12 protein-coding genes are annotated in these 23,594 nt (G+C 39.9%); all 12 read left to right on the plus strand.

What is annotated here, in order from left to right:
• Nucleotides 1-110 precede the first annotated feature (110 nt).
• The 12 genes from FBD94_RS05805 to FBD94_RS05860 all read left to right on the plus strand — a co-directional run bounded on the left by FBD94_RS05805 (nt 111) and on the right by FBD94_RS05860 (nt 23,581).
• Nucleotides 111-1,331: a FecR family protein gene (locus tag FBD94_RS05805; protein ID WP_169472228.1), complete on the plus strand. Its 1,221-nt coding sequence runs from the start codon at nt 111-113 to the stop codon at nt 1,329-1,331.
• Between the two features lie 120 nt (nt 1,332-1,451).
• Nucleotides 1,452-4,898 carry a SusC/RagA family TonB-linked outer membrane protein gene (locus FBD94_RS05810; protein WP_136879447.1) on the plus strand — a complete coding sequence of 1,149 codons (3,447 nt, stop codon included), beginning with the start codon at nt 1,452-1,454 and terminating at the stop codon, nt 4,896-4,898.
• A gap of 11 nt (nt 4,899-4,909) precedes the next feature.
• Nucleotides 4,910-6,832 (plus strand): RagB/SusD family nutrient uptake outer membrane protein, encoded by a 1,923-nt coding sequence (locus FBD94_RS05815; RefSeq protein WP_136879448.1) that lies wholly within the window; start codon nt 4,910-4,912, stop codon nt 6,830-6,832.
• A gap of 19 nt (nt 6,833-6,851) precedes the next feature.
• Nucleotides 6,852-8,084: a DUF4959 domain-containing protein gene (locus tag FBD94_RS05820; RefSeq protein WP_131606346.1), complete on the plus strand. Its 1,233-nt coding sequence runs from the start codon at nt 6,852-6,854 to the stop codon at nt 8,082-8,084.
• 27 nt (nt 8,085-8,111) lie between these two features.
• Nucleotides 8,112-9,356, plus strand: coding sequence for a DUF4998 domain-containing protein (locus FBD94_RS05825; protein WP_131606344.1), 1,245 nt, complete (start codon nt 8,112-8,114; stop codon nt 9,354-9,356).
• A gap of 395 nt (nt 9,357-9,751) precedes the next feature.
• Nucleotides 9,752-10,630, plus strand: coding sequence for an AraC family transcriptional regulator (locus FBD94_RS05830; protein ID WP_131606342.1), 879 nt, complete (start codon nt 9,752-9,754; stop codon nt 10,628-10,630).
• A gap of 175 nt (nt 10,631-10,805) precedes the next feature.
• Nucleotides 10,806-13,268: a glycoside hydrolase family 2 TIM barrel-domain containing protein gene (locus FBD94_RS05835; protein WP_136879449.1), complete on the plus strand. Its 2,463-nt coding sequence runs from the start codon at nt 10,806-10,808 to the stop codon at nt 13,266-13,268.
• A 16-nt stretch (nt 13,269-13,284) separates the two neighbouring features.
• Nucleotides 13,285-15,756 (plus strand): glycoside hydrolase family 95 protein, encoded by a 2,472-nt coding sequence (locus FBD94_RS05840; RefSeq protein WP_165503485.1) that lies wholly within the window; start codon nt 13,285-13,287, stop codon nt 15,754-15,756.
• 1 nt (nt 15,757) lies between these two features.
• Nucleotides 15,758-18,355 carry a glycoside hydrolase family 95 protein gene (locus tag FBD94_RS05845; protein WP_136879450.1) on the plus strand — a complete coding sequence of 866 codons (2,598 nt, stop codon included), beginning with the start codon at nt 15,758-15,760 and terminating at the stop codon, nt 18,353-18,355.
• A gap of 13 nt (nt 18,356-18,368) precedes the next feature.
• Nucleotides 18,369-20,516, plus strand: a complete 2,148-nt coding sequence (locus FBD94_RS05850; RefSeq protein WP_136879451.1) for a glycoside hydrolase family 31 protein — start codon at nt 18,369-18,371, stop codon at nt 20,514-20,516.
• 9 nt (nt 20,517-20,525) lie between these two features.
• Complete coding sequence (locus FBD94_RS05855; RefSeq protein WP_169472229.1) at nt 20,526-21,713, plus strand: alginate lyase family protein; 1,188 nt, start codon at nt 20,526-20,528, stop codon at nt 21,711-21,713.
• Nucleotides 21,701-23,581: an alpha-L-fucosidase gene (locus FBD94_RS05860; protein ID WP_136879452.1), complete on the plus strand. Its 1,881-nt coding sequence runs from the start codon at nt 21,701-21,703 to the stop codon at nt 23,579-23,581. The genes FBD94_RS05855 and FBD94_RS05860 overlap by 13 nt, the downstream gene beginning before the upstream one ends.
• The last annotated feature ends 13 nt before the right edge of the window (nt 23,582-23,594 follow it).

Genomic DNA, 23,594 nt, shown 5'->3' on the forward strand with positions numbered 1-23,594 from the left:
AAATAAAAAAAATGTAATTCCGAGCAGGGACTTTGTCCAGGAGGACCGTATTATCTCTAAAGGCCATATTTGAAAGTCTGATGCGCCCATTGTGGAACTATTATAAGCTAATGAAAAAAGAAGAAGAGATCATCAGGTTATTTAAGCGATATCTGGCAAATGAATGTTCTGAAGAGGAAACGAAATCATTTCTAGAATTGTTTCATTCAAAAGAACATGAATCGTTTTTTAAAGAATTGATTGATGCTGAATTATCGAAGAACGCTGATGCTGAATTTAAGAATATGCCTAATATTAAAGCGGAGTTAAGTCAGGTTCGTGAAAAGGTAATTCAGGAAACTACACCTTCTTTTCATAGAGAACCTATTCAGCTAAAATTATGGAGCAGAAGGATAGCTGTAGCTGCCATGCTAATATTGTGTAGCAGTGCAGGGCTTTATTTTTACCTAGGGAATCAAACATCGAACAATGGCCAACTTGTTGGAGATATTGGTCCGGGCAGTAACAAAGCGCTATTGACTTTAGCCGATGGATCACAAATTGTTTTAGATGAAGCTTTGAAGGGTAATTTAACTAACCAGAATGGTGTTCGGATTACCAAGGCTGATGATGGACAGTTGGTCTACACCATAAATGAAACTGCTCAGGCCCAAAATTTAAATGATGGGTCAGGGAAAATGTTAACCAATACAATTTCTACCCCGAGGGGAGGGCAGTACCAGGTAAATTTACCGGATGGTACCCGTGTGTGGCTCAATGCCGAATCAGTAATTAAGTTTCCCATTAGCTTTGTTGATTTGAAAGAGCGGAGAGTTGAGTTGCAGGGGGAGGCTTATTTTGAAGTAGAAAAGGATGCGGCTAAGCCATTTTTTGTGAGCACTGATAAACAAGAGGTTCGGGTATTGGGAACCCATTTTAACATCAGTTCGTATAAGAATGAGTTAGATACGAAAACAACTTTGCTGGAAGGGTCTGTTAAAGTAAGGCTATTAAACACAAAACGAGTAAGTCAGAAAGTATTAAAGCCTGGAGATCAGTCCCAAATCAGGGCTACATCTGCTCAGATCAATGTTGTAACTGTTGATCCTCAATCCGAAATAGCATGGAAAAATGGTCGTTTCTTTTTCGAAAATGAACCCATCGAAGATATTATGAAGCAAATTAAACGCTGGTATGATGTAGATGTTGAGTATGAGGATAACATGGCCGGTAAAACCATTTGGGGATCTGTTACTCGCTATGGAAACGTATCTAAGGTGTTATCTGTATTAGAGTCAACAGGAGGAGTTCACTTTAAAATTGAAGGAAGGAGGATCATTGTGCGAAAATAGTTTTACTCACAAATGAGAAAATACCGTGACTCCGATTGCCCTCGTAGCCACGGTTAGCATCAGGTTCATCCCTTGAAAAATGTACTTAATCAATCAACAATAAACCCAATAACCAAATGTATGAATTTTTACGATCTATTTAGGTCTAAACGCTTTGTTTACAGACCTAATCAAACATTGCGTATTATGAAGTTGATCATCATCATCATGACTACTTTATTAATGGACGTTACTGCCTCAGGCTTTGCTCAGAAGATTACTTTCTCACAAAAGGGGGCATCCATTAAAACTATATTTAAGGAAATTACGAGACAGACTGGATACCAGGTTGTCTGTGATGGAGATTTAATTAACAATGCACCAGCAACTGATGTTAATTTTAGAGAAGCCTCTTTGCAGGAAGTCTTTGATCAGTTTTTTTTTAAAAAATCGATTAAATGGATTCTCGAGGATAAAACGTTAATCATCAGCAAGGATAAGCTAGTCGTTGAAACCGGCTCAATGCCAAGGCACAAAATCGAGGTTAACCGGTTGGTTAAAGAAATAAGGGGGACTGTTCGAGATACCGTAGGTCCGTTACCTGGAGCTTCTGTTTCCGTTAAAAGTAAAAAGCAGATTGGAACCACCACGGATCTAAATGGTAAATATATGCTGGATGTTATAGATGAAAGCGCTGTTTTAGTTTTCAGTATGGTGGGCTATGTGACAGAGGAAGTTCCTGTAAGAGGTAAAACAATGATCAATGTAACTTTAAAGGCAAAGAATAATGATCTTGATGAAACAGTGATTGTTGCCTTTGGTAAACAGAAAAAGGAATCGGTAATTGGATCTATTACTACCATCAATCCAGGTGAATTAAAAATACCTTCGAGTAACCTTACAACGGCCCTTGCTGGGCGTTTAGCTGGCGTTATTGCTTACCAGAGAAGCGGGGAGCCGGGAAGAGATGATGCAGAGTTCTTCATCAGGGGAGCAACAACCTTTGGCTATAAGAAGTCACCATTGATCCTTATTGACAACATGGAATATACCACTACCGATCTGGCACGTTTGCAACCAGATGATATCGAAACTTTTTCCATTTTAAAGGACGCATCGGCAAGTGCTTTATATGGTGCAAGGGGTGCGAATGGTGTTATTTTGATTACGACAAAACAAGGTAAGGAAGGGAAGCCGAGAATTAATGTCAGATTTGAAAATACCATTTCTCAGCCCACTCGCGATATTGAGTTGGCCAATCCAATTGATTACATGATGCTTCATAGTGAAGCTGCATTAACACGTAATCCAACGGCTTCAACAATTTATACCCAGAGCCAGATAGACAATACGATAGCCGGCACTAATCCAGTTGCATTTCCAATGGTTGACTGGCAGCAAGAGTTGCTGAAGAAGCGTACGATTAACCAAAGGCTAAATATGAGTTTAAGCGGTGGGGGTCAGGTAGCAACCTATTTTGTATCTGGGACCTATAATCAGGATAATGGGTTGCTTAAAGTTGATCCACGCAATAATTTTAATAATAATATTGACCTCAAATATTTCAATCTCAGGTCAAATGTGATTGTAAATGTATCCAAAACAACCAAAATGACTGTTCGTTTGAATGGTGGTTTTGATGAATATCAAGGGCCGATTGCCAATGGAGAGGATACTTATAAAGCCATCATGCGCACCCCTCAAACGCAATTCTTGCCTTACTATCCTAATGAAGGAATTTATAAGAACGTGAACCATATTATGTTTGGAAATATTCAGGCGGGAGGAGCAAATAATCCTTATGCTGATTTAGTGAAAGGATATAAAGAATACTCAAGATCGCTTATGGTTGCGCAATTGGAGTTTACTCAGGACTTGGCTTTTTTAACTCCCGGACTTTCCATTAATGGTATGATGAATACGAACAGACGTTCTTATTTTGATGTCGTTCGTCAGTATAAGCCATTCTGGTACGCAGTAAGCTCTTATGATAAGGTTGAAAATTCGTATAGATTAAGTCCATTGAATCCGGAAGGTGGCACAAATTTCCTGGATTTTATACGTGGAGGTAATCAGTCGGTTGCTTCTAATTTTCATACACAGGTTGCGGCCAACTGGAACAAAAGCTTTAAAGCAAAACACAATGTGAGTTTAATGTCGGTCGTAGTTATGCGATCCGAGGGACAAGGAAATGCCAAAACTTTACAAGAATCCTTGCCTTCCAGAAACCTGGGTGTTTCAGGAAGAGCAACGTACAACTATGATGACCGTTACTTTGCAGAATTTAACTATGCGTATAATGGTTCTGAACGTTTCTCTACCTCAGAGCGGTTTGGTTTCTTCCCAACCATTGGAGGGGCCTGGGCAATTTCTAATGAAAAGTTCTTTAAACCGTTATTGCCGGTAGTTAATAAATTAAGAATCCGCGGTAATATAGGCTTAGTTGGAAATGATGAAATTGGTAGTGATGCAGAACGGTTCTTTTACTTGTCTGAAGTAGAAATGAACTCGGGTGCAACTGCTGCTAGTTTTGGTACAAACTCGGGAACCAGCAGGCCAGGAATATCTGTGCTCAGATATGAAAATCCGTTTGTAACCTGGGAAACTTCAAGGAATTCTACTTTTGGGTTAGAGGTGGGTCTATGGAATAAACTGGATATTATTGCGGAATATTTTATAGATCATCGTTATAATATTTTGATGACCAGAGCTTCAATTCCGGCAACAATGGGCTTGCAGGCTGCAATCAAAGCAAATGTTGGAGAAGTTAGATCGAGGTCTTCAGAAATTCAGCTTACCTATAATGATCGTATCGGAAAAGACTTTACCATACAGCTGAGAGGTAATTTTACTTTTTCAAGGAATAGGTTTGAAGCCTATGAAGAACCGGACTATGCACAAGAATGGCTCTATAAGAAAGGACAATCTACGAGTCAACAATGGGGCTATATTGCCGAGCGTCTATTTGTAGATGAGGAGGAGGTACGAAGCTCCCCAAGTCAAAACTTTGGCGGCTTTAAGGTAATGGGTGGTGATATTAAATTTAGGGATGTCAACAATGATGGTCAGGTTAATTCACTGGACATGGTGCCAATCGGCCATCCGACTACTCCAGAAATTATTTATGGATTTGGTCCGGCGATGTCATTTAAAAATTTCGATCTGAATTTCTTTTTTCAAGGTTCAGCAAGGTCTTCATTTTGGATTGATGCTGCTGCAACGGCTCCTTTCGTGGGTAACAACCAATTGCTTAAAGTATATGCTGAAGATCATTGGTCTGAGCAGAATAGAAACTTATATGCGCTTTGGCCACGTTTATCTCCAATTGCAAATGCAAACAGTAACGCCCCTAATACATGGTTTATGCGTAACGGCGCTTTTTTACGTCTAAAACAAGTTGAAGCTGGGTACACGCTGCCAAAAAAAATAATGCAAAGATTGAGGGTGAGTAATCTTCGTTTGTATGGCTCGGCAACGAATTTGTTTACCCTGAGCAAATTTAAAATGTGGGATGTGGAGATGGCAGGCAATGGGCTTGGTTATCCGGTTCAGCGTGTAATTAATTTTGGTATTCAGCTAGGTCTTTAAAAACATTAAACATGAAAAAAATTAAAATCATATTAATTGTGATCTTGATGGGCACATTTGGCTCATGTAAGAAGTATTTAGATGTTATTCCTGATGATGTTCCGACCATAGATCATGCATTTAGCTTGAGAACTTCTGCGGAGAAATTTCTTTATACCTGTTATTCATATATGCCTGAGACAGGGAGTTACGCCACAAATCCGGCTTTTCATACTGTAGATGAAGTGTGGAATCCCGATCCCCAGATTGATATTAATGCCAACATGTTCAATATCGCGAAGGGACTTCAGAATAATACGAATCCTTTTGCAGATTACTGGACCGGTGGCGGTAGTGGGAAAAAGTTATGGCAAGGTATCCGTGACTGTAATATCTTTCTGGAAAATATAGATAAAACACCTGAACTTGAAGATTGGGAAAAAGAAAGATGGAAGGCCGAAGTACTATTTTTAAAAGCTTACTATCATTTTTTCCTGTTGAGAATGTATGGTCCTATTCCCATAGTCAGGAAAAACCTACCATTAGGGGCAACACCGGATGAAGTTAAGGTTTATAGAGAGCCGGTGGATGAGGTGGTGAAATATATTGTGGAATTATTGGATGAATCAGCGGCTATAGTTGATATGCCCGATGTATTGGTAGGAACAGAATTAACCGAATTGGGAAGAATAACCAGGTCTATCGTATTGTCTTTCAAAGCTCGTGTATTGGTTACAGCGGCGAGCCCATTATTTAATGGAAATCCTGAATATGCGGGATTTAGAGATAAAAGGGGTGTTTTGCTATTTGATCCAAACTATTCAACACAAAAATGGAGCGATGCCGTTGATGCTTGTAAAACCGGAATTGATTTTCTACATGCAAAAAACTTTAAGCTTTATCATTTCGTTGCACCAACTTCTTATGTCATCAATGATACCATACAAAGGGAGCTGGATCTTCGTTGTGCGATAAGCGATAAAGAAAGGAATACAGAAATGATTTGGGTAAATACATCCAGTACAGCAACTGATATTCAACGTATGGCTATGCCATTGCTGGCGCCGGGTACCAGTGGTTCGGGACCTAAGGGACTACTTGCTCCTCCAATTAGTTTTGTCAGTAAGTTTTACACCAAAAATGGTGTTCCGATTAATGAAGATAAAACCTGGGACTTTAATGGCAAATACAATTTAAGAGAGGCTGGATTTGATCATCTGTTTTACATTGGAAAGGGTGAGCGAACCATAAAGTTTCATTTTGACAGGGAGCCTAGGTTTTATGCATTTATTGGTTTCGATAGGGGAGTCTGGTATGGGAACTGGATCAATAACTATAATAAAGAGTCTCTATTTTATGTAAAAGGAAGAAAATCTGAAACAGCTGCGAGACAGGGAATAAGTAATTATTCGATTACGGGATATACTGTTAAAAAACTGGTTAAGATTGAAACACAGGCGGCGGCAGATGGAAATGTTACGGGAAATAACCAAGCTGCCTATCCTTGGCCAGAAATGAGACTTTCTGATTTATACCTGATGTATTCTGAAGCATTGAATGAGCTTAATGGTTACAGCCCGGAGGCCACACATTGGATTAATCTGGTTAGAGAGCGGGCAGGACTTGGAACTATAGAGGATTCCTGGAGGCTATATTCTACTAACCCTTCTAAATACACTACAAAAGATGGATTAAGAGAGATTATTCAACAAGAAAGAACCATAGAACTTGCTTTCGAGGGCCAAAGGTTTTGGGACTTGAGGCGTTGGAAAAAAGCACATGTGGAGTTAAATCAGGTTATCAGAGGTTGGGACATCACTCAACAAGAGCCGGAAGCGTACTACAGGGAGGTGGTATTATGGAATCAGAGATTTGGGGTAAAGGATTATTTAATGCCCATTAAGCTCACTGAGCTGCAGACAAATAATCACTTAACTCAAAATCTTGGATGGTAAGCACTTAATTTAAAACAAAATGAAAAAAGTTAAAATATTTATATACGCGCTAATTAGTCTCTCCATATTTTCATGTAAGGAAGATCTCAGAGCGCCTTTATATGATGGACAAAATCCACCTCCACCAATAAGCAGTGCAAGTGTTGAAGCGATACCAGGAGGGGTTAAAATAACTTACAGACTACCAGACGATCCCGGGTTGTTGTATGTAAAGGCAACTTATGATTTGAAAGGGGTAAAAATGGAGGCTAAATCCTCCTATTACAATAATTTTATTATTGTAGAGGGGTTTGGAGATACGAAGGAAAAAGAAGTAAGTCTTTATGCAGTCAGTCGCTCCGAAAAACTTTCTACACCAGTAACGCTTAAAGTTACTCCTTTACCTGCGCCAGTTTATGATGTATACAATAGCCTGCAAGTAAATGAAAGTTTTGGCGGATTTACCATTGCGTTTGAAAATCCGGCAGCCCTGGGCGGTGGTGTTAACAGTAACATTACTATGGGCGTTGTGAGATGGGACGATATTTTGAAAGAGTGGGTACGCTTTGATAGCTTTTATAGTGGATTAGCCAAGGGAATATTTTCGGTAAGGCGTCAACCTCCGGTATTGACACAATTTGGGGTGTTTTTAAAGGACAGATGGGGAAATTATACGGATACGCTTAAGAAGACATTAACCCCATGGCCTGAGGTCGAGTTAGATCGTACGAAATTTAAGGATGCGAGGAAAAACCCAGTGCCGCAACGTGCTCCTTTTCCAGAACTTACAGGGATCGTAAAAGATGCAGAACATGAAGGAAGTTATCCCTGGGATAAGATGTTTGATGGAGATATCACTACTTTTTTCCATACAAAGCAGCGCTATGACATGCCGATCTGGATGCCGGTTGATCTTGGGGTGACAGCTAAATTAAGCCGATATGTATTATGGCAAAGGACAGGCAGCGGCTGGCCGTTTACGCATGGTAATCCTCATGAATGGGAGATCTGGGGGACAAATAATGTTGCAGATCCAAATAGTTGGATTAAACTGGATCATCAGGTGATGGTAAAACCATCAGGTTCGCCAATTGGGGTACTCACTAATGACGACAAGGCCGTGGCTGAATTGGGAATGGAATATAACATTGATCCGGCTTTGCCTGCCGTTAGGTATGTTGCTTTTAAACTTATTGACAATTGGGCTTCAATAGGGGGAGCAACGGGATTTATGCATGTTGCTGAGCTTAAATTTTACGGTCAGTTAAAATAGTTTTTTTAGATAAATAAGATTTTGATTATGAAACGATATATTAAACAATATCTCTTTCTTTTACTAGCTGGAGCAATGATAACTTCTTGCAGTAAGATGGACGAATCTTACAGCGGATTCTTAAAGGATGGAGAAAGACTTTACACAGGAAGACCGGATAGTTTACTAGTTTCGCCGGGAAATGGGAGGTTGAAAGTAAGCTGGAAATTGCCAGCCGATCCTAAAATAACTACCATTAAACTACTTTGGAATAGGAGGGCTGATTCTCTGGTTCTTCCGGTGGAAAGAACCACCGGCGATAAAATGGAACAGATTGTATCTGGCCTGCCTCAAGGTATTTATACATTTGAAATTTTTGCGTATGATAAAAACGGCAATACTTCAATCAGATCCGAAGCAATAGGCGAGGTATTTGGTTCTAATTATCAAAGTATCATTACAAACAGGCCGGTTGAAAAGGCGATTCATAGGGTTGTTGAAGATCCCATAAGCCATGTCATTCTGTCTGAAGATCCCTATTTGGATTGGTTTGGTGCCAGTGGACAGGTTTCTGAGGTAACAGTTGAATATATTGATAAGTCGAATTCGAAGCGGGTAAGGAAAATCAGGCAGGTTCCTAATCCCATTAATCCGGAAAGAAGTAAGATTTGGGCTGATACAACTAAGCTTCCCGGTTACAAGGCTAATTCCATCATCCGGTGGAGAACTTCTTATTTGCCAACGCCCTTGGCTATAGATACTTTTTTTACAGCATGGAATGAAATAATAGCAGAGCGAATAACCATTGATCCTAATTATAAAGATCCGATAGTATTTCCTAATGATTATCAGATTATTGCCAAACATAGTAACAAACCGCTTGCTATAAAAACGGCAAATAATAGTAATAGTACCGAGGTGGTGCAGAAAGCGTTACCGGCTACTGATTTGTCTGCAGTATGGATTGTTAAACAAATTCCGGGAGAAAACAGTACGACCAACAATACCATAACCAATAAATGGAATGGGGCTAAGGATATGGCAGTAAGTGGGGGATCTATTGATGATAATGCTAAGATTATCCAATATACAAAAGCTGCCGGAGGTACTAATGATACCTGGATCATTAAGTCAGCTAATGCAAACAATACGTATTATTACATCCTCAATTTGAAGAGCAATAAGGCCATTACTATAACGGGTTCGGGTACTGGTGATAATGTAAATGCAGTGCAGGCTACCTATACTGGTGCCGATAATCAATTGTTTAAGTTTGTATTAGTCGGTCCATAGTTTTAATAAGTTCTCAATCAATTAGGGGATATAAAATTTTTTATATCCCCTTTTTTATCTAAAAGGCGTAAAAATGGTTTTTTTTAAGATTTTCACCCCCTTCTTTTAAGATTTTACCCCCTTTTCTATTTCGTTCAGTAGTAGTTTAGCCTTACCAAATATAATGTTAGTAAGACATTAGAAGTCTTTAACCTGTAAAGCTAAATGAGCCATGAACGAAATTTATGTTACCTTTTTACTGCTTACACTTTTATTAAGTGCGTTTCGCAGTTTATTTTCAAACAAACATTCCGAACTATCTCTGTCGCTGATCGTGAGTCATCAGGTGAAAGGGAATTTATTGTTCAATTAATTTTAATCTAACCAAATTTTTAATCTAACCAAATATATTGATCATGAAAGCACAACTACTTAAAGTATCAATGGAGCCTGCACAATCATTTAGTGTAAGACAAGATCTGGAGCCTTCTATTAATAACAAATGGCACTATCATCAAGAGATTGAATTGATTTATTTCAATAAAGGAGACGGTACCCAATTTATAGGAGATAGTATTAAAAGGTTTAAATCAGGAGATATTGTATTGTTAGGGGCTAACTTACCACACTATTGGAGATTTGATGATGCTTATTTTACTACAGATGTAGAACCTGCGCCTGCTGATGTAAGAGTTGCTCATTTTAGTGAGCAATTATTTGGTGATTGTTTTATCAACCTGCCTGAGAATAAGCAATTGAAAGATATCTTAGAGAAGGCCAAAAGAGGCGTTAAGGTTACCGGTAAAAATAAAGAGCAGGTAGCAGAGTTAATTACAAGAATGCTAAAGGCGGAAGGAACGGAAAGGATTATCATTTTGATGCAAGCCCTGGTAGAAATTGCAAAATCAAGTCAACTGGAAGTACTTTCATCTGTTGGATTCCATTATGATCTGGAGATGATTGAAAAAGACAGGATCAACGACATTTATGATTATACCTACGCTAATTTCAAAAATAAAATATACTTGGAAGAGATTGCAGAAGTAGCCCGGATTAGTCCGAACTCTTTCTGCCGTTATTTTAAATCCCGGACCCGTAAAACCTATTCGCAATTCTTAATAGAAGTAAAAGTTGGGCAGGCCTGTAAGTTACTTATAGAGCACAGCCTTAATCTTAAACAGGTGTGTTATAACAGTGGTTTTAACAACTTTGCGAGTTTTCATAAATGTTTTAAAAAGATTACAGGAAAAAGTCCGCTTTGCTATCAAAAGGAATTTGTTAGCGCTTGCGCTTAGACCTTATTAATTCTTTTTATGTTGATCCGCAATGCGGGTTTAAGTATCTTTTTTTGCCAAAATTGCTGATGAATAAGCTAAAAGGGTGAATCAATATACTGATGCTATTGAGCAATTTAGCAATACTTAAAAAGAGCGCCAAACAACCATATTTTAAAGTTACATAGATTAAGAAGTGAAGAGAGTCAAGCTGGTATTTTTTATAGGATTGCTTATTTGCAGTCAGTATATTTCTGCGCAAAATAAACAAAGGTTAGTGCACAATTGGGAGTATTTGAAAGGTGATTTGGGAGGTGTTTGGGAATCGATCAGGCCAGTTAAAGAAGGTAATCCTGAGAGTGTTCCATTGTGGCAAAACGTAAGTTTACCACATTGTTTTAATGCATTAAATTCAGTTGACCCGGATGAGAATTATTACCAGGGGCCAGGTTGGTATCGCACACAATTGGCGGTAAGTAATCCATATAACGATGGAAGAACGTTACTCCATTTTGAAGGAGCAGGCCAGAAAACACAGGTATATATATATGATAAAAAAGTAGGGGAGCATGTAGGTGGTTACGATGAGTGGACTGTAGATATTACGGATGCCGTTAATGCATTTAAAAAAACTGATGTTTTTCAAAAACAGTTTAAAGGGAAAGTACCCTTAGAGATCAGATGCGATAATAGTCGTGATCTGGAAATGATTCCTTCTGATTTATCTGATTTTAACGTTTATGGAGGTCTATATCGGTATTTGAATTTAGTTTATGTTCCAAAGGTATCCGTCGATAAAATCTTCGCTGCTGCGTCGGTTGATGTTAAGGGCACATTAGGAAAACTTAATATTTCAGGAAGGCTTCTTAATCCAGATGGAGTGGATACCATTTCTGTCAAAATAGAAGTAAAAGACCCGGAAGGCAAAATTGTAGCCAGCTGGGGAAATCAGATGAAAGCATTTCATGGTGATAAAGCCCTTTGGGAAACTAGCTTGAAATCGCCAAAACTGTGGTCGCCACAAGCTCCAAATCTTTATACTGTTCAAACCAGCATCACTGTCAAAGGAGATACACACGTACATCAGGAGAAAATTGGCTTCAGGAATTTTGAATTTGTTAAAAAAGGCCCTTTTATGCTGAACGGCAAACGTTTACTTTTAAGAGGAACACATCGTCATGAAGATCATGCAGGTGTAGCAGCAGCAATGACAGAAGGAATGATCCGTGAGGAAATGCTGCTGATGAAAGATATGGGCGTCAATTTCATTCGCCTTGGCCATTATCAGCAATCGCGCATTGTATTGAATTTATGTGATAGTCTTGGTATTATGGTTTGGGAGGAGATTCCTTGGTGCCGTGGTGGTCTTGGTGGTGATGTTTATAAAGATCAGGCGCGCAGAATGCTAACCAATATGATTGAACAGCATTATAATCATGCTGCAGTGATTATTTGGGGGCTTGGAAATGAAAATGACTGGCCAGGAGACTTTAATGAGTTCGATGAGCAAAAGATCAGAACCTTTATGAAGGAGTTAAATGATCTTTCGCATAAATTGGATGCTTCGAGAAAAACAGCGATCAGAAGATGTGATTTCTGTAAAGATATTGTAGATGTTTATTCACCATCCATTTGGGCTGGTTGGTATAGAGGTATTTATACGGAATACAAGGAAGCTTCTAAAAAGGAATTTGATAGCGTAGATCACTTCCTGCATGTAGAATGGGGTGGTGATAGTCATGCTGGCAGACATTCTGAGACCCCGGATAAAGCCTTGAGTGAGGTGGAAACAGGGGTAGGAACTGATGAACGTGATGGAGATGCATCCCTATTTGGTGGAAGTGCAAGGGTTTCTAAAGATGGTGACTGGAGTGAAAGTTACATTGTTAACTTAATTGATTGGCATTTGAAAGAGCAGGAAAATATGCCTTGGTTAACTGGAGCAGCTTATTGGCCTTTTAAAGATTTCTCTACTCCTGTACGTCCTGATAACCCTGTTCCATACATGAACCAAAAGGGCGTAATTGAACGGGATTTTACTAAAAAGGAAGCTTATTATGTGTTCCAGTCGTACTGGACACAATCACCTATGGTTCATATCTACGGACATTCATGGCCGGTTAGATGGGGAGCTGCGGGCGAAAAGAAAATGGTAAAGGTTTATTCTAACTGTACAGAAGCCGAGCTTTTTCTGAATGGAAAAAGCATGGGTAAAAAGAAGCGTAACAGTCAGAATTTCCCGGCAGCAGGATTAAGGTGGATGGTCCAATATAATGAAGGACCAAACCAAATCAAGGTAATTGCGAAAACAAAGGAAGGCAAAGAGATTACGGATGAAATTACTCAGGAATATCAAACTGCAAAATGGAGCAAGCCTGCTAAATTGGTGTTAGAAAAGATATCCGAAAAAGATAACATTGCTGTTATACAAGCGAAATTATTTGATGGAAACAATATCTTGTGTTTGGATGCCCGTGATTATGTGACATTTGGATTAACCGGAGAGGGAACGCTTATTGATGATCAAGGTACTTCAGATGGCTCCCGTAAGGTGCAGCTTTACAACGGAAGGGCAGTGATCAGCGTAAATCTCAATAAAGGTAAAAGCGTGGCCAGCGTAAAAGCGGAGGGTTTACCAGTTAGCTTCCTTACGCTTTAATTAATTTGTAATTATCATGATCAGAAAACTATTTGTACTCTTATCCCTCAGCTATAGCGCTCTTGCTTTTGGCCAGGTGAAAAAAATCGACGGTACACTAAAACTGTGGTATAACAGACCCGCCGAAAACTGGAATGAAGCTTTGCCAATAGGCAACGGGAGATTAGGAGCCATGGTTTTTGGTGATCCTGCTAAAGAGCAACTACAGTTAAATGAAGAAACTATTTGGTCTGGTGGGCCAAACAGTAACATTACTTCAGAATCGGGAGCCGCTATTCCAGAGTTGAGGAAATTACTATTTGAAGGTAAATTTGAGGAGGCTCAGGCCATTGCTGATGTTAAGATATTCCCTAAAAAGAATAGTGGAATGATCTATCAGCCAGCTGGCAACCTCTTTCTTAAGTTTGATGGCCATGAAAAGGCGACTAACTATTACCGTGATTTGAATATTGAAAAAGCCGTAGCCACGGTTACTTATGAAGTGGATGGCGTAAAGTATAAAAGGGAAATATTTTCTTCATTTTCAGATCAGGTGATGATGGTCCGGTTAACGGCCAATAAGCCTGGTAAGATATCTTTCAGTGCAACAATGGATTCTCCGCAAAATGGAGTGCTGAAAATTGAGAATGGTAAACTCGTGTTTTCTGGCCTCACATCAGATCATGAAGGAGAGAAAGGTCAAATAAAATTTGATTCTCAAGTAAAAGCGGTAGCCGAAGGTGGGAAAGTTGCTTTGCAAAACAATACCTGGACCGTTAAGAATGCCAATTCTGCAACGGTTTATGTTTCAATAGCGACTAATTTCAAGAATTACCATGACATCAGTGGAAATGCAGGTGCTAAAGCAGCTTCATTTTTAGATAAGGCTGTTCAAAAGAATTATGCAACGGCATTGGCAGCACATATTAAATTTTATCAGCAATATTTTAATCGTGTTAAGTTTAACATAGGTGTAAATGAGGCTGTAAATAAACCAACAGACCAGCGTATCGCTGAATTTGCCACAGGCAATGACCCACATTTAACCGCGCTTTATTTCCAGTTTGGTCGATACTTACTCATTTCGAGTTCACAACCCGGAAATCAGCCACCAACTTTGCAAGGTATTTGGAATGATAAAATGTTGGCCTCTTGGGACAGTAAGTATACCATCAATATCAATACGGAGATGAACTATTGGCCAGCAGAGGTCACAAATCTGTCGGAATTGCATGACCCTTTGTTTAAGATGTTAAAAGACCTTTCTGTTACCGGTAAGGAGACTGCTAAAGTCATGTATGGTGCAAAAGGCTGGGTTACCCATCATAATACGGATCTGTGGCGTATTACAGGCCCTGTAGACCGTCCATATGCTGGTTTGTGGCCAATGGGTGGGAACTGGTTAAGTCAGCATTTGTGGGATCATTATATGTTTACTGGTGATCAAAAGTTTTTGAAAGAATATTATCCTGTATTGAAGGGCGCTTGTGAGTTTTACCTGGATGTATTGCAAGAAGAGCCTACACATAAATGGTTGGTGGTATCTCCTTCAAATTCTCCTGAAAATACTTATGTTCCGGGCAAGCGAGTTTCTATTGCAGCTGGTACGACAATGGATAATCAGCTTTTATTTGACCTGTTTACCAAAACCAGTAAAGCTGCAGAGATTTTAAACTTTGATCCTGATTTCCGTAAGGTACTGAAAACTACAATAGCCAGATTAGCGCCTATGCAAATAGGAAAAAATAGTCAACTACAGGAATGGATGCACGATTCAGATCGTCCAGATGATAAACATCGTCACGTTTCACACCTATATGGATTATATCCTGGTAATCAGATTTCTCCTTCAAGAACACCAGAACTATTTGATGCTGCCAGAACGTCTTTAACCTATCGTGGAGATCCGGCAACGGGTTGGTCTATGGGGTGGAAGGTTAACTTCTGGGCCCGTTTCCTTGATGGAAACCATGCTTATAAATTGATCACTGATCAGTTGAAATTGGTAGGCGGTCGAATTGAAGGAGTGAGTACAACTGGTGGCGGAACTTATCCAAATCTATTTGATGCACATCCGCCATTTCAAATTGATGGTAATTTTGGCTGTACAGCTGGTATTGCCGAAATGTTATTGCAGTCACATGATGGAGTGGTACACTTGTTACCTGCATTGCCTGATAACTGGCCAACGGGTCAAATTACAGGTTTGGTGGCTCGTGGTGGATATGTGGTAGATATTACCTGGGACAATAATCAAATTACGCAGCTTAAAATAAAGTCTAAACTTGGTGGCAATTGCAGATTGCGTATCAACGACAATATGAAGTTTAATGCTGGTAAAATTCCTACAGCTAAGGGGATAAATGCTAATCCTTTTTATGAAACGCCACAGGTTAAAGCACCTTTAATTTCTGCACTGGCGAAATTGAATCCAGTGGGAGTTGCAGCGTCAAAAGACTATGATCTTAAAACAGAAGCGGGCAAGGAATACATTTTTAAATTGAATTGATATGATCAGATATAGTCTTCTTTTTCTTGGGGTATTTGTTGGTGCATCAGCTGCATTGGCTCAGAAGAAGCAAGAATCTTTAAGGCTGTGGTATAATCAGCCCGCTAAGATATGGGAAGAGGCTTTGCCATTAGGTAATGGAAAAACCGGAGCCATGGTATTCGGGCGTGTAAACAAAGAGCGTTTTCAATTAAATGACAATACGCTTTGGTCTGGAGCTCCTGATGCAGGGAACAATCCTAAAGCTCAGGCAAACTTACCGTTGGTTAGGGCGGCAGTTTTTGCCGGGGATTATGGTAAAGCAGCGGAAATCTGGAAAAAGAACATGCAAGGGCCTTATTCTGCCCGCTATTTAACAATGGCAGATCTCTTTTTGGACTTTAACCTTAAAGATTCGATACCTACAGCTTACCATCGCGAGTTGGATATCAATAATGCAATTAATACAGTTACCTATACGATTAAGGGAATCACCTATAAACGTGAAACTTTAATCAGTTATCCGGATAAGGTAATGGCGATTCGTTTAACGGCTAATAAAATGCATGCCATAAGCTTTACAACTAGCATCACTAGTAAGTTAAAGTATGGTGTAAGTTCAATAGATTCTAATTATCTCATCCTAAAAGGTAAGGCTCCTAAACATGTAGCACATCGGGCATCTGAGGCGAAGCAGATTGTGTATGACGATAAAGAAGGTATGACCTTTGAAGTACATGTTAAGGTTAAAGCACAAGGTGGATCGGCAAAAGCGATAGGGAATAAAATTGCAGTAACTAATGCGAATGCAGTTACCATTTATCTCACAAGTGGAACTAGTTTTAATGGTTTCGACAAATCTCCGGGCTTAGCAGGTAAGAATCCTGCGCTTGAGGCCAAACCACCACTTGTAAAAGCCTATCCTAAGACGTTTATAGCGCTTAAAGCTACTCATGTAGCCGATTACAAACAACTTTTCGATCGTGTTTCATTTAACTTGGCTGATGATGCTGGATTGGCTAATTTGCCAACAAATGTAAGGCTGTCCAGACAAGGTGCAACTGGCAACGACCAAGGTTTACAGGTACTTTACTATCAGTTTGGTCGGTATTTAATGATTGCCAGCTCCAGACCAGGTTCCCAGGCTACCAATTTGCAGGGGCTGTGGAATGATCATGTTCAACCACCATGGGGAAGTAATTATACCGTAAATGCCAATACTCAAATGAATTATTGGTTGGCAGAGAATACTAATCTTTCAGAATTGCATCAGCCTTTGTTTGATATGATCGGTCGTCTGGCTGTTAACGGTGCAACAACCGCCAAAGAGAATTATGGCATTCAACAAGGTTGGGTAGTTCATCACAATACAGATATCTGGTCTAAAACATCACCTTCGGGTGGTTACGATTGGGATCCTAAAGGTGCACCACGATGGTCGGCATGGCCGATGGGTGGTGCCTGGTTGAGCACACATTTGTACGAGCATTACCTGTTTACTGGTGATCAAAAATTCCTCAAAGAAAAAGGCTATCCATTGATGAAGGGGGCAGCAGAGTTTATGTTGAGCTGGCTGGTAAAAGATAAAGATGGGTATTTGGTAACGAATCCTTCTACTTCTCCGGAAAATGTCTTTAAAATAGATGGTAAAGAATATGAAGTGAGTAAGGCTACAACCATGGACATGGGGATTATCAGGGAGTTGTTTAACGATTGTATCGAGTCGTCGAAAGCGCTTGGTATTGACGCTGATTTTTCGGAGCGCCTGGTGCAAGCTCGTGCGAAACTGTATCCATTTAATATTGGTAAATACGGACAGTTGCAGGAGTGGTTTAACGATGTGGATGATCCTAAAGATACGCATAGGCATTTATCTCATTTGTTTGCGCTGTATCCTGGAAATCAGATTACTACACAAAGTACACCTGAGCTTGCTGCTGCTGCAAAGCAATCGTTGATTCACCGCGGTGATGTGAGCACTGGTTGGTCGATGGCCTGGAAAATAAATTGGTGGGCCAGGTTAAAGGATGGAAATCATGCTTTAAAGATTTTAAAAGCTGGACTTACCTTAATCGATCCTGCTAAAACAGTAGAACCAAAAGCGAATCCAAATGCTCCTGCGACGCAGCTAACGAATATTCAAATGAGTGGCGGTGGTACTTATCCTAATTTATTTGACGCCCATCCACCTTTTCAAATTGATGGAAACTTTGGGGCTACAGCTGGAATAACAGAAATGTTGCTGCAAAGTAATGAGGGCGAAGTCAGTCTGCTGCCTGCATTGCCAGATGAATGGAAAGCGGGTAGTATCAAGGGCATAAAGGCCAGAGGCAATTTTACGGTTGCTATCGATTGGAAAAATGGCAAATTATCAACGGCGCAGATCTATTCTGGATCGGGTGGCAACTGTAGGCTAAGTACAACTGTGCCGGTAAAAGTCATTGGTATTGTTTCAACAGCGGCGACTGGTTCAAATAGGAATAGTTTAAATGAAATGTCTGAGAAACCGGAATACCATAAAAATGAACAAGCTAAACTTCAGGATCTTGGTCTGAAAAATAACTATATCATAGATTTCAAAACTGAAAAAGGAAAAACCTATAAAGTAATTACCCAATAAACCATTATTTGCTATGAACCGAATATTTAAATATTCAATTTGCTTAATCCTCCTGATTAGTACCTCTAGGTTAACTGCTCAGGATATCAAATGGGAGCAAGTTGCTCCCGGAGTCTGGAAAGGAAGTATAGGCAAGCCGGAAAGCTATAACTTGCTGACTGCTGCTGGAGCTAAACCTGCCCTGGATGGATTAAAAGACATGGGCGATGTTTCGTTTCCCCTTGTACAAGAAGAAATAACTGCAAAGCTTACTGATGGTAAAACTTATCTGCGCTTTCCGCTGGATAAGAAAGAGCAGCTTTACGGCTTTGGCTTAAACTTTCAAACCGTGTATCAGCGTGGTAAGATTTTGAAACTGCATGTAGATCATTTTGGTGGTAAGGATAACGGACGTACACACGCCCCAACTCCATTTTATGTGTCCTCAAATGGCTATGGCGTATTTATCAATTCGGCACGATACCTGGATATTTATGCAGGGTCAGCTGTAAAACGTGATGGAAAAAATGTGCCTGAAGCCAAAGATCGCAATACGGACAAAACCTGGTCTTCGCGTCCGTATTCGGATGGAGTAGAAGTTTTGGTACCAGCCGAAGGCGTTGAATTTTACGTATTTGCCGGTCCTAAACCACTTGATGCTGTTCGTCGGTACAACTTGTTAAATGGTGGTGGCGTATTGCCTCCACGTTGGGGATTGGGCTTTACCCAAAGGGTAAAAACATTATATACTTCTGCTGATGTAGAAGCTGAAGTAAAAGCTTTTGAGGACAAAGGTTTTCCGCTTGACTTTATTGGTTTAGAACCTGGATGGCAAAGTAAAGCTTACCCTTGTACTTTTGAATGGGATAAGACACGCTTTCCTAACCCCTCAGTTTTCGTAAAAAGTCTATTGAATAAAGGAGTTCGGGTGAATCTGTGGACAAACCCATATGTTTCTCCGCAAGCCTCAATTTATAATAGCATTAAACCATTTACAGCAGATCATACCGTATGGTTGGGGGCTATTCCTGATTTGACCATGCCTCAGGCACGTGATATTATGTTCTCTCAATTGAAAAAGAGCCAGGTAGATATTGGCGTTAGTGGCTATAAATTTGACGAGGTAGATGGTTATGATCATTATTTATGGCCTGATGTAACGACTTTTCCTTCGGGTAAAAGTGCGGAGCAAATGCGCCAAACTTATGGCTTATTGATTCAGCGCTACAGTGCTGATATGTACCATGAGCGCAATCAGCGTACTTATGGATTGGTTAGGGGATCAAATGGGGGCGGTGCTGCTTTACCCTATGTAATTTATAACGATTATTATAACCACGAAGATTTTATTACCGCCTTGATCAACAGTGGTTTTTCGGGTGTGCTGTGGACTCCAGAAGCCAGAGCTTCTAAAACTGAAGAAGAATGGTTACGTCGTATGCAATCTGTCGTGTTTTCGCCAATGGCTATGATCAATGCCTGGTCTACAGGTACTAAACCTTGGTCGTATCCTAACGTAGAACAACAAGTAAAAGAAGTTGCATTGCTACGTATGCAGATGATGCCTTACTGGTATAGTGAGTTTGCAAAATACCATTTCAAAGGTATACCGCCATTTAGAGCAATGAATCTTGAGGATGGTTACGAGGCTGATGTTAAAAAGGAAGTGAAAACTACCAATCTGGAAGAAAACCCATATGTAGAAGCCGTAAGTAAAGAGGTTAAAGACCAATATATGGCTGGCGAATACTTATTGGTAGCGCCTATGTTTACCGGAAAACAAACCCGTACAGTGATTTTACCTAAAGGTAAATGGTTTGATTTTTATACCGGAGAATATGCTGGTGATGGTCAAGTGATTACCATCACTCCGGGCCTGGATAAAATTCCTGTTTATGTAAAAGACGGTGGTATTGTGCCGATGGGGCCTGCATTGATGCACGCACCTAAATCTACAGATAAAATTGATCTGGAGATCAGGTACTATGGCAGTAAACCGGGTAAGTATATGCTTTATGATGATGATGGCGAGACTTTTAACTATGAAAAAGGTGCGTATAGCTTTAGGGAAATTAATATAGTTAAAGATGCTTCAGGTAAACTTAAGGCCTCTATTTCCAATGCCCAAAAAGGAAAACCAAATACCATAAACAAAGTTAGCTTTAGGGCTATGACCAAATAAATGAACGTTATGAAACAATTGGTATTAACAGCATTTGTATTGATAAACATGATCAGTTATTCATCCTTCGCAGCAGCGAAGGATGGTCAGACAGACCCAAAAGGTGTAGAGCAGAAAGTTGTGAAAACGTTAAAGGCTTCTATTCTGAAAAATGCGGACTGGGCAATGAAGCAACGGCCTGTTACGGTAACTGCCGAAAGCTCGTCGAGAAGCGCAGGTGGTAAGCATGATTTTTATTCGGAAGGTGATTATTGGTGGCCAGATACACAAAATCCGCAAGGTCCATATATTCAAAAGGATGGGATGACCAATCCAGAGAACTTTGTCGCACACCGTTTGGCAATGATCCGTTTTAGCAAGATCATTGGTGCATTGGCTTCTGCTTATAAACTTACTGGGGATCAGAAATATGTAAAGCAAGCTATGTTGCATTTACAAGCCTGGTTTGTAAATGAAGATACAATGATGAACCCTAACCTATTGTATGCGCAAGCTATAAAAGGACGATTCACAGGCCGTGGTATCGGAATTATTGATACCATTCAGCTAATGGAAGTAGCGCAGGGAATTATTGTAATGCAAAAAGCGATGGAATCAGGCGTATTAGCTGAGACCCGAAAATGGTTTGCGCAGTATTTAACCTGGCTAATGAGCCATCAGTATGGAAAAGATGAAATGAATGCTCAAAATAACCATGGAACTTGTTTTACCATGCAGGTAGCATCTTTTGCAAAATTGTGCAATGATGATAAGTTACTGGATTTTTGTCGTGATCGGTATAAAAATGTCTTGCTGCCCAATCAAATGGCTGTAGATGGAAGCTACCCAAGAGAACTTGCACGTACAAAACCTTATGGTTACTCCATCTTTAACCTGGATGCGATGACCACGCTTTGCCAGATTCTTTCTACCAAAACAGATAACCTGTGGGACTTTAAAACGGCTGATGGAAAATCCATTAAAAAAGGGATTGAATACTTATATCCTTTTGTAGCTGACAAAAGTAAATGGCCTTTAAAGCCAGATGTAATGTACTGGGATAACTGGCCTGTAGCACAACCATTTTTGGTTTTTGGTGCCAATGCGTATGATCAAACGAACTGGTTAAACACCTGGACTAAGCTTGATCATAATCCTAAAGTAGAAGAAGTAATTAGAAATTTACCCGTAAGAAATCCTTTAATATGGCTCAATTAAATAGCAAATCAGCGTTTTTATTGTCCGCTTTGTTATGTGTAAATCTTTATTCCTACAGTCAGGTGGCTGGTGATGAGGATGCAAGTATGTTGAACAAGGCACAACAACGTGACCAAAAAGCAATGGATGAGGCCAGAAATGGCTGGTGGAAAAACTCCATGAAAACTCATGACGAACGCATACAATGGTGGCGAGATGCCCGCTTCGGTATGTTTATACACTGGGGATTATATTCATTGCCTGCAGGTGAATGGAAAGGCAAGGAGGTAAAAGGATATTCGGAGCATTTGATGCGTAAAGAAAAGATTACAAGAACGGCATATCTTGATCTGGCCCATGTGTTTAACCCTGTTAAGTTTAACGCAGAGGAATGGATTTTAACAGCAAAGAATGCCGGAATGCGTTACTTTATCATTACTGCAAAGCACCATGATGGTTTTGCGATGTATGATTCAAAAGTCTCTGACTTTAATGTGGTTAAGCAAACTCCTTTTAAGCGCGACCCAATGGCCGAGCTAGCGACTGCGGCTAAGAAACATGGGATGAAGTTCGGCTTTTATTATTCACATGCTTTTGATTGGGAGCATCCCGATGCACCTGGTAATGACTGGGAGTACCAGAACCCAGGTGGAGATAAATTAATTGGTGGTGCCAATTGGTTTGACAACCATCCGGAGTGGTTACCTAAGGCGGTAAAGTATGTCGACGAAAAAGCTATTCCACAGATAAAAGAGTTGATCAATAAGTATCATCCTGATATTATATGGTTCGATACGCCTCATAAATTGCCTTTGTCTGAAAATATTAAGATCCTTAAAGCGATTAGGGACACTGATCCGAATATCGTGGTGAATGGTCGTTTGGCAAGAAGTTCGAGTGGTAATTTTGGTGATTATGTAAATACGGGCGATAGGCCGGCAGAACTACTTACGGTTGCAGGTGATTCGGAAGCAATTCCTACTACCAACGAATCTTATGGTTATTCTAAACACGATAAAAGTCATAAATCAGCTCGATTTTTTATTCAGCTTTTAGCTAATTCTGCTTCAAGAGGAGGAAACCTATTGATGAATATCGGGCCAAAAGGCGATGGTACTTTTGATCAGAAAGACAAGCAGATTTTGGATAGTATTGGTGGATGGTTAAAGCAAAATGGTGCAGCAATATATGGTACTCAGAAAGGTGTGTTGCCAATCCCTGCCTGGGGCGTAAGTACGCAAAAGGGACAAAATATTTACCTGCATGTATTTAACTGGCCTAAAGATGGTAATCTAGTTGTGGGTGGTTTAAAAAGCGATGTTAAAACAGCTTATTTACTAACGGATAAAAGCAAAAAAGCATTGGCTGTTAAACGTTTGGGTACTTCGGATTTAAATGTAAGCCTGCCTGTAAATACAACTGCTAGTCCTGATGTGGTGATCGTATTAGAAGTAAATGGTAAGATAGACGGTGATGTGGCTAGAGTGATATCTCCGAGTGTTTCTACGAACCGATTCCTTGTGTTTGATGCGGAACAGCATGGAAAGAAAATGGGCTATGGCGATGGAAAAACCGACCGCTACTTTGTTAATGGCTGGAAATCGAAAGACAGTTACCTAACATGGGATTTAAAGGCATTAAAGCCAGCTAAATACAAAGTTGTTGTAAAATACATTGCAGATGAGGGCGGTTCTTCTTATGAGGTTAACGTTGGCGATTTTTCTAAACAAGAGGAAGTTGTAGCCTCGCAAAAAGGTGCGGTAGTGAGCAAAGAAATAGGTGTTGCAGAACTTGGCACTGGTCCAGTACAGCTTAGCGTTAAGCCAATAGCGATTAAAGGTGCTGAATTGATGAAGCTGCTTGAAGTTCAGTTGGTGCCGGTAAATTAATATATGAATAATA

The sequence above is a fragment of the Pedobacter hiemivivus genome (genome assembly GCF_005144565.1).
GTDB lineage: Bacteria > Bacteroidota > Bacteroidia > Sphingobacteriales > Sphingobacteriaceae > Pedobacter > Pedobacter hiemivivus.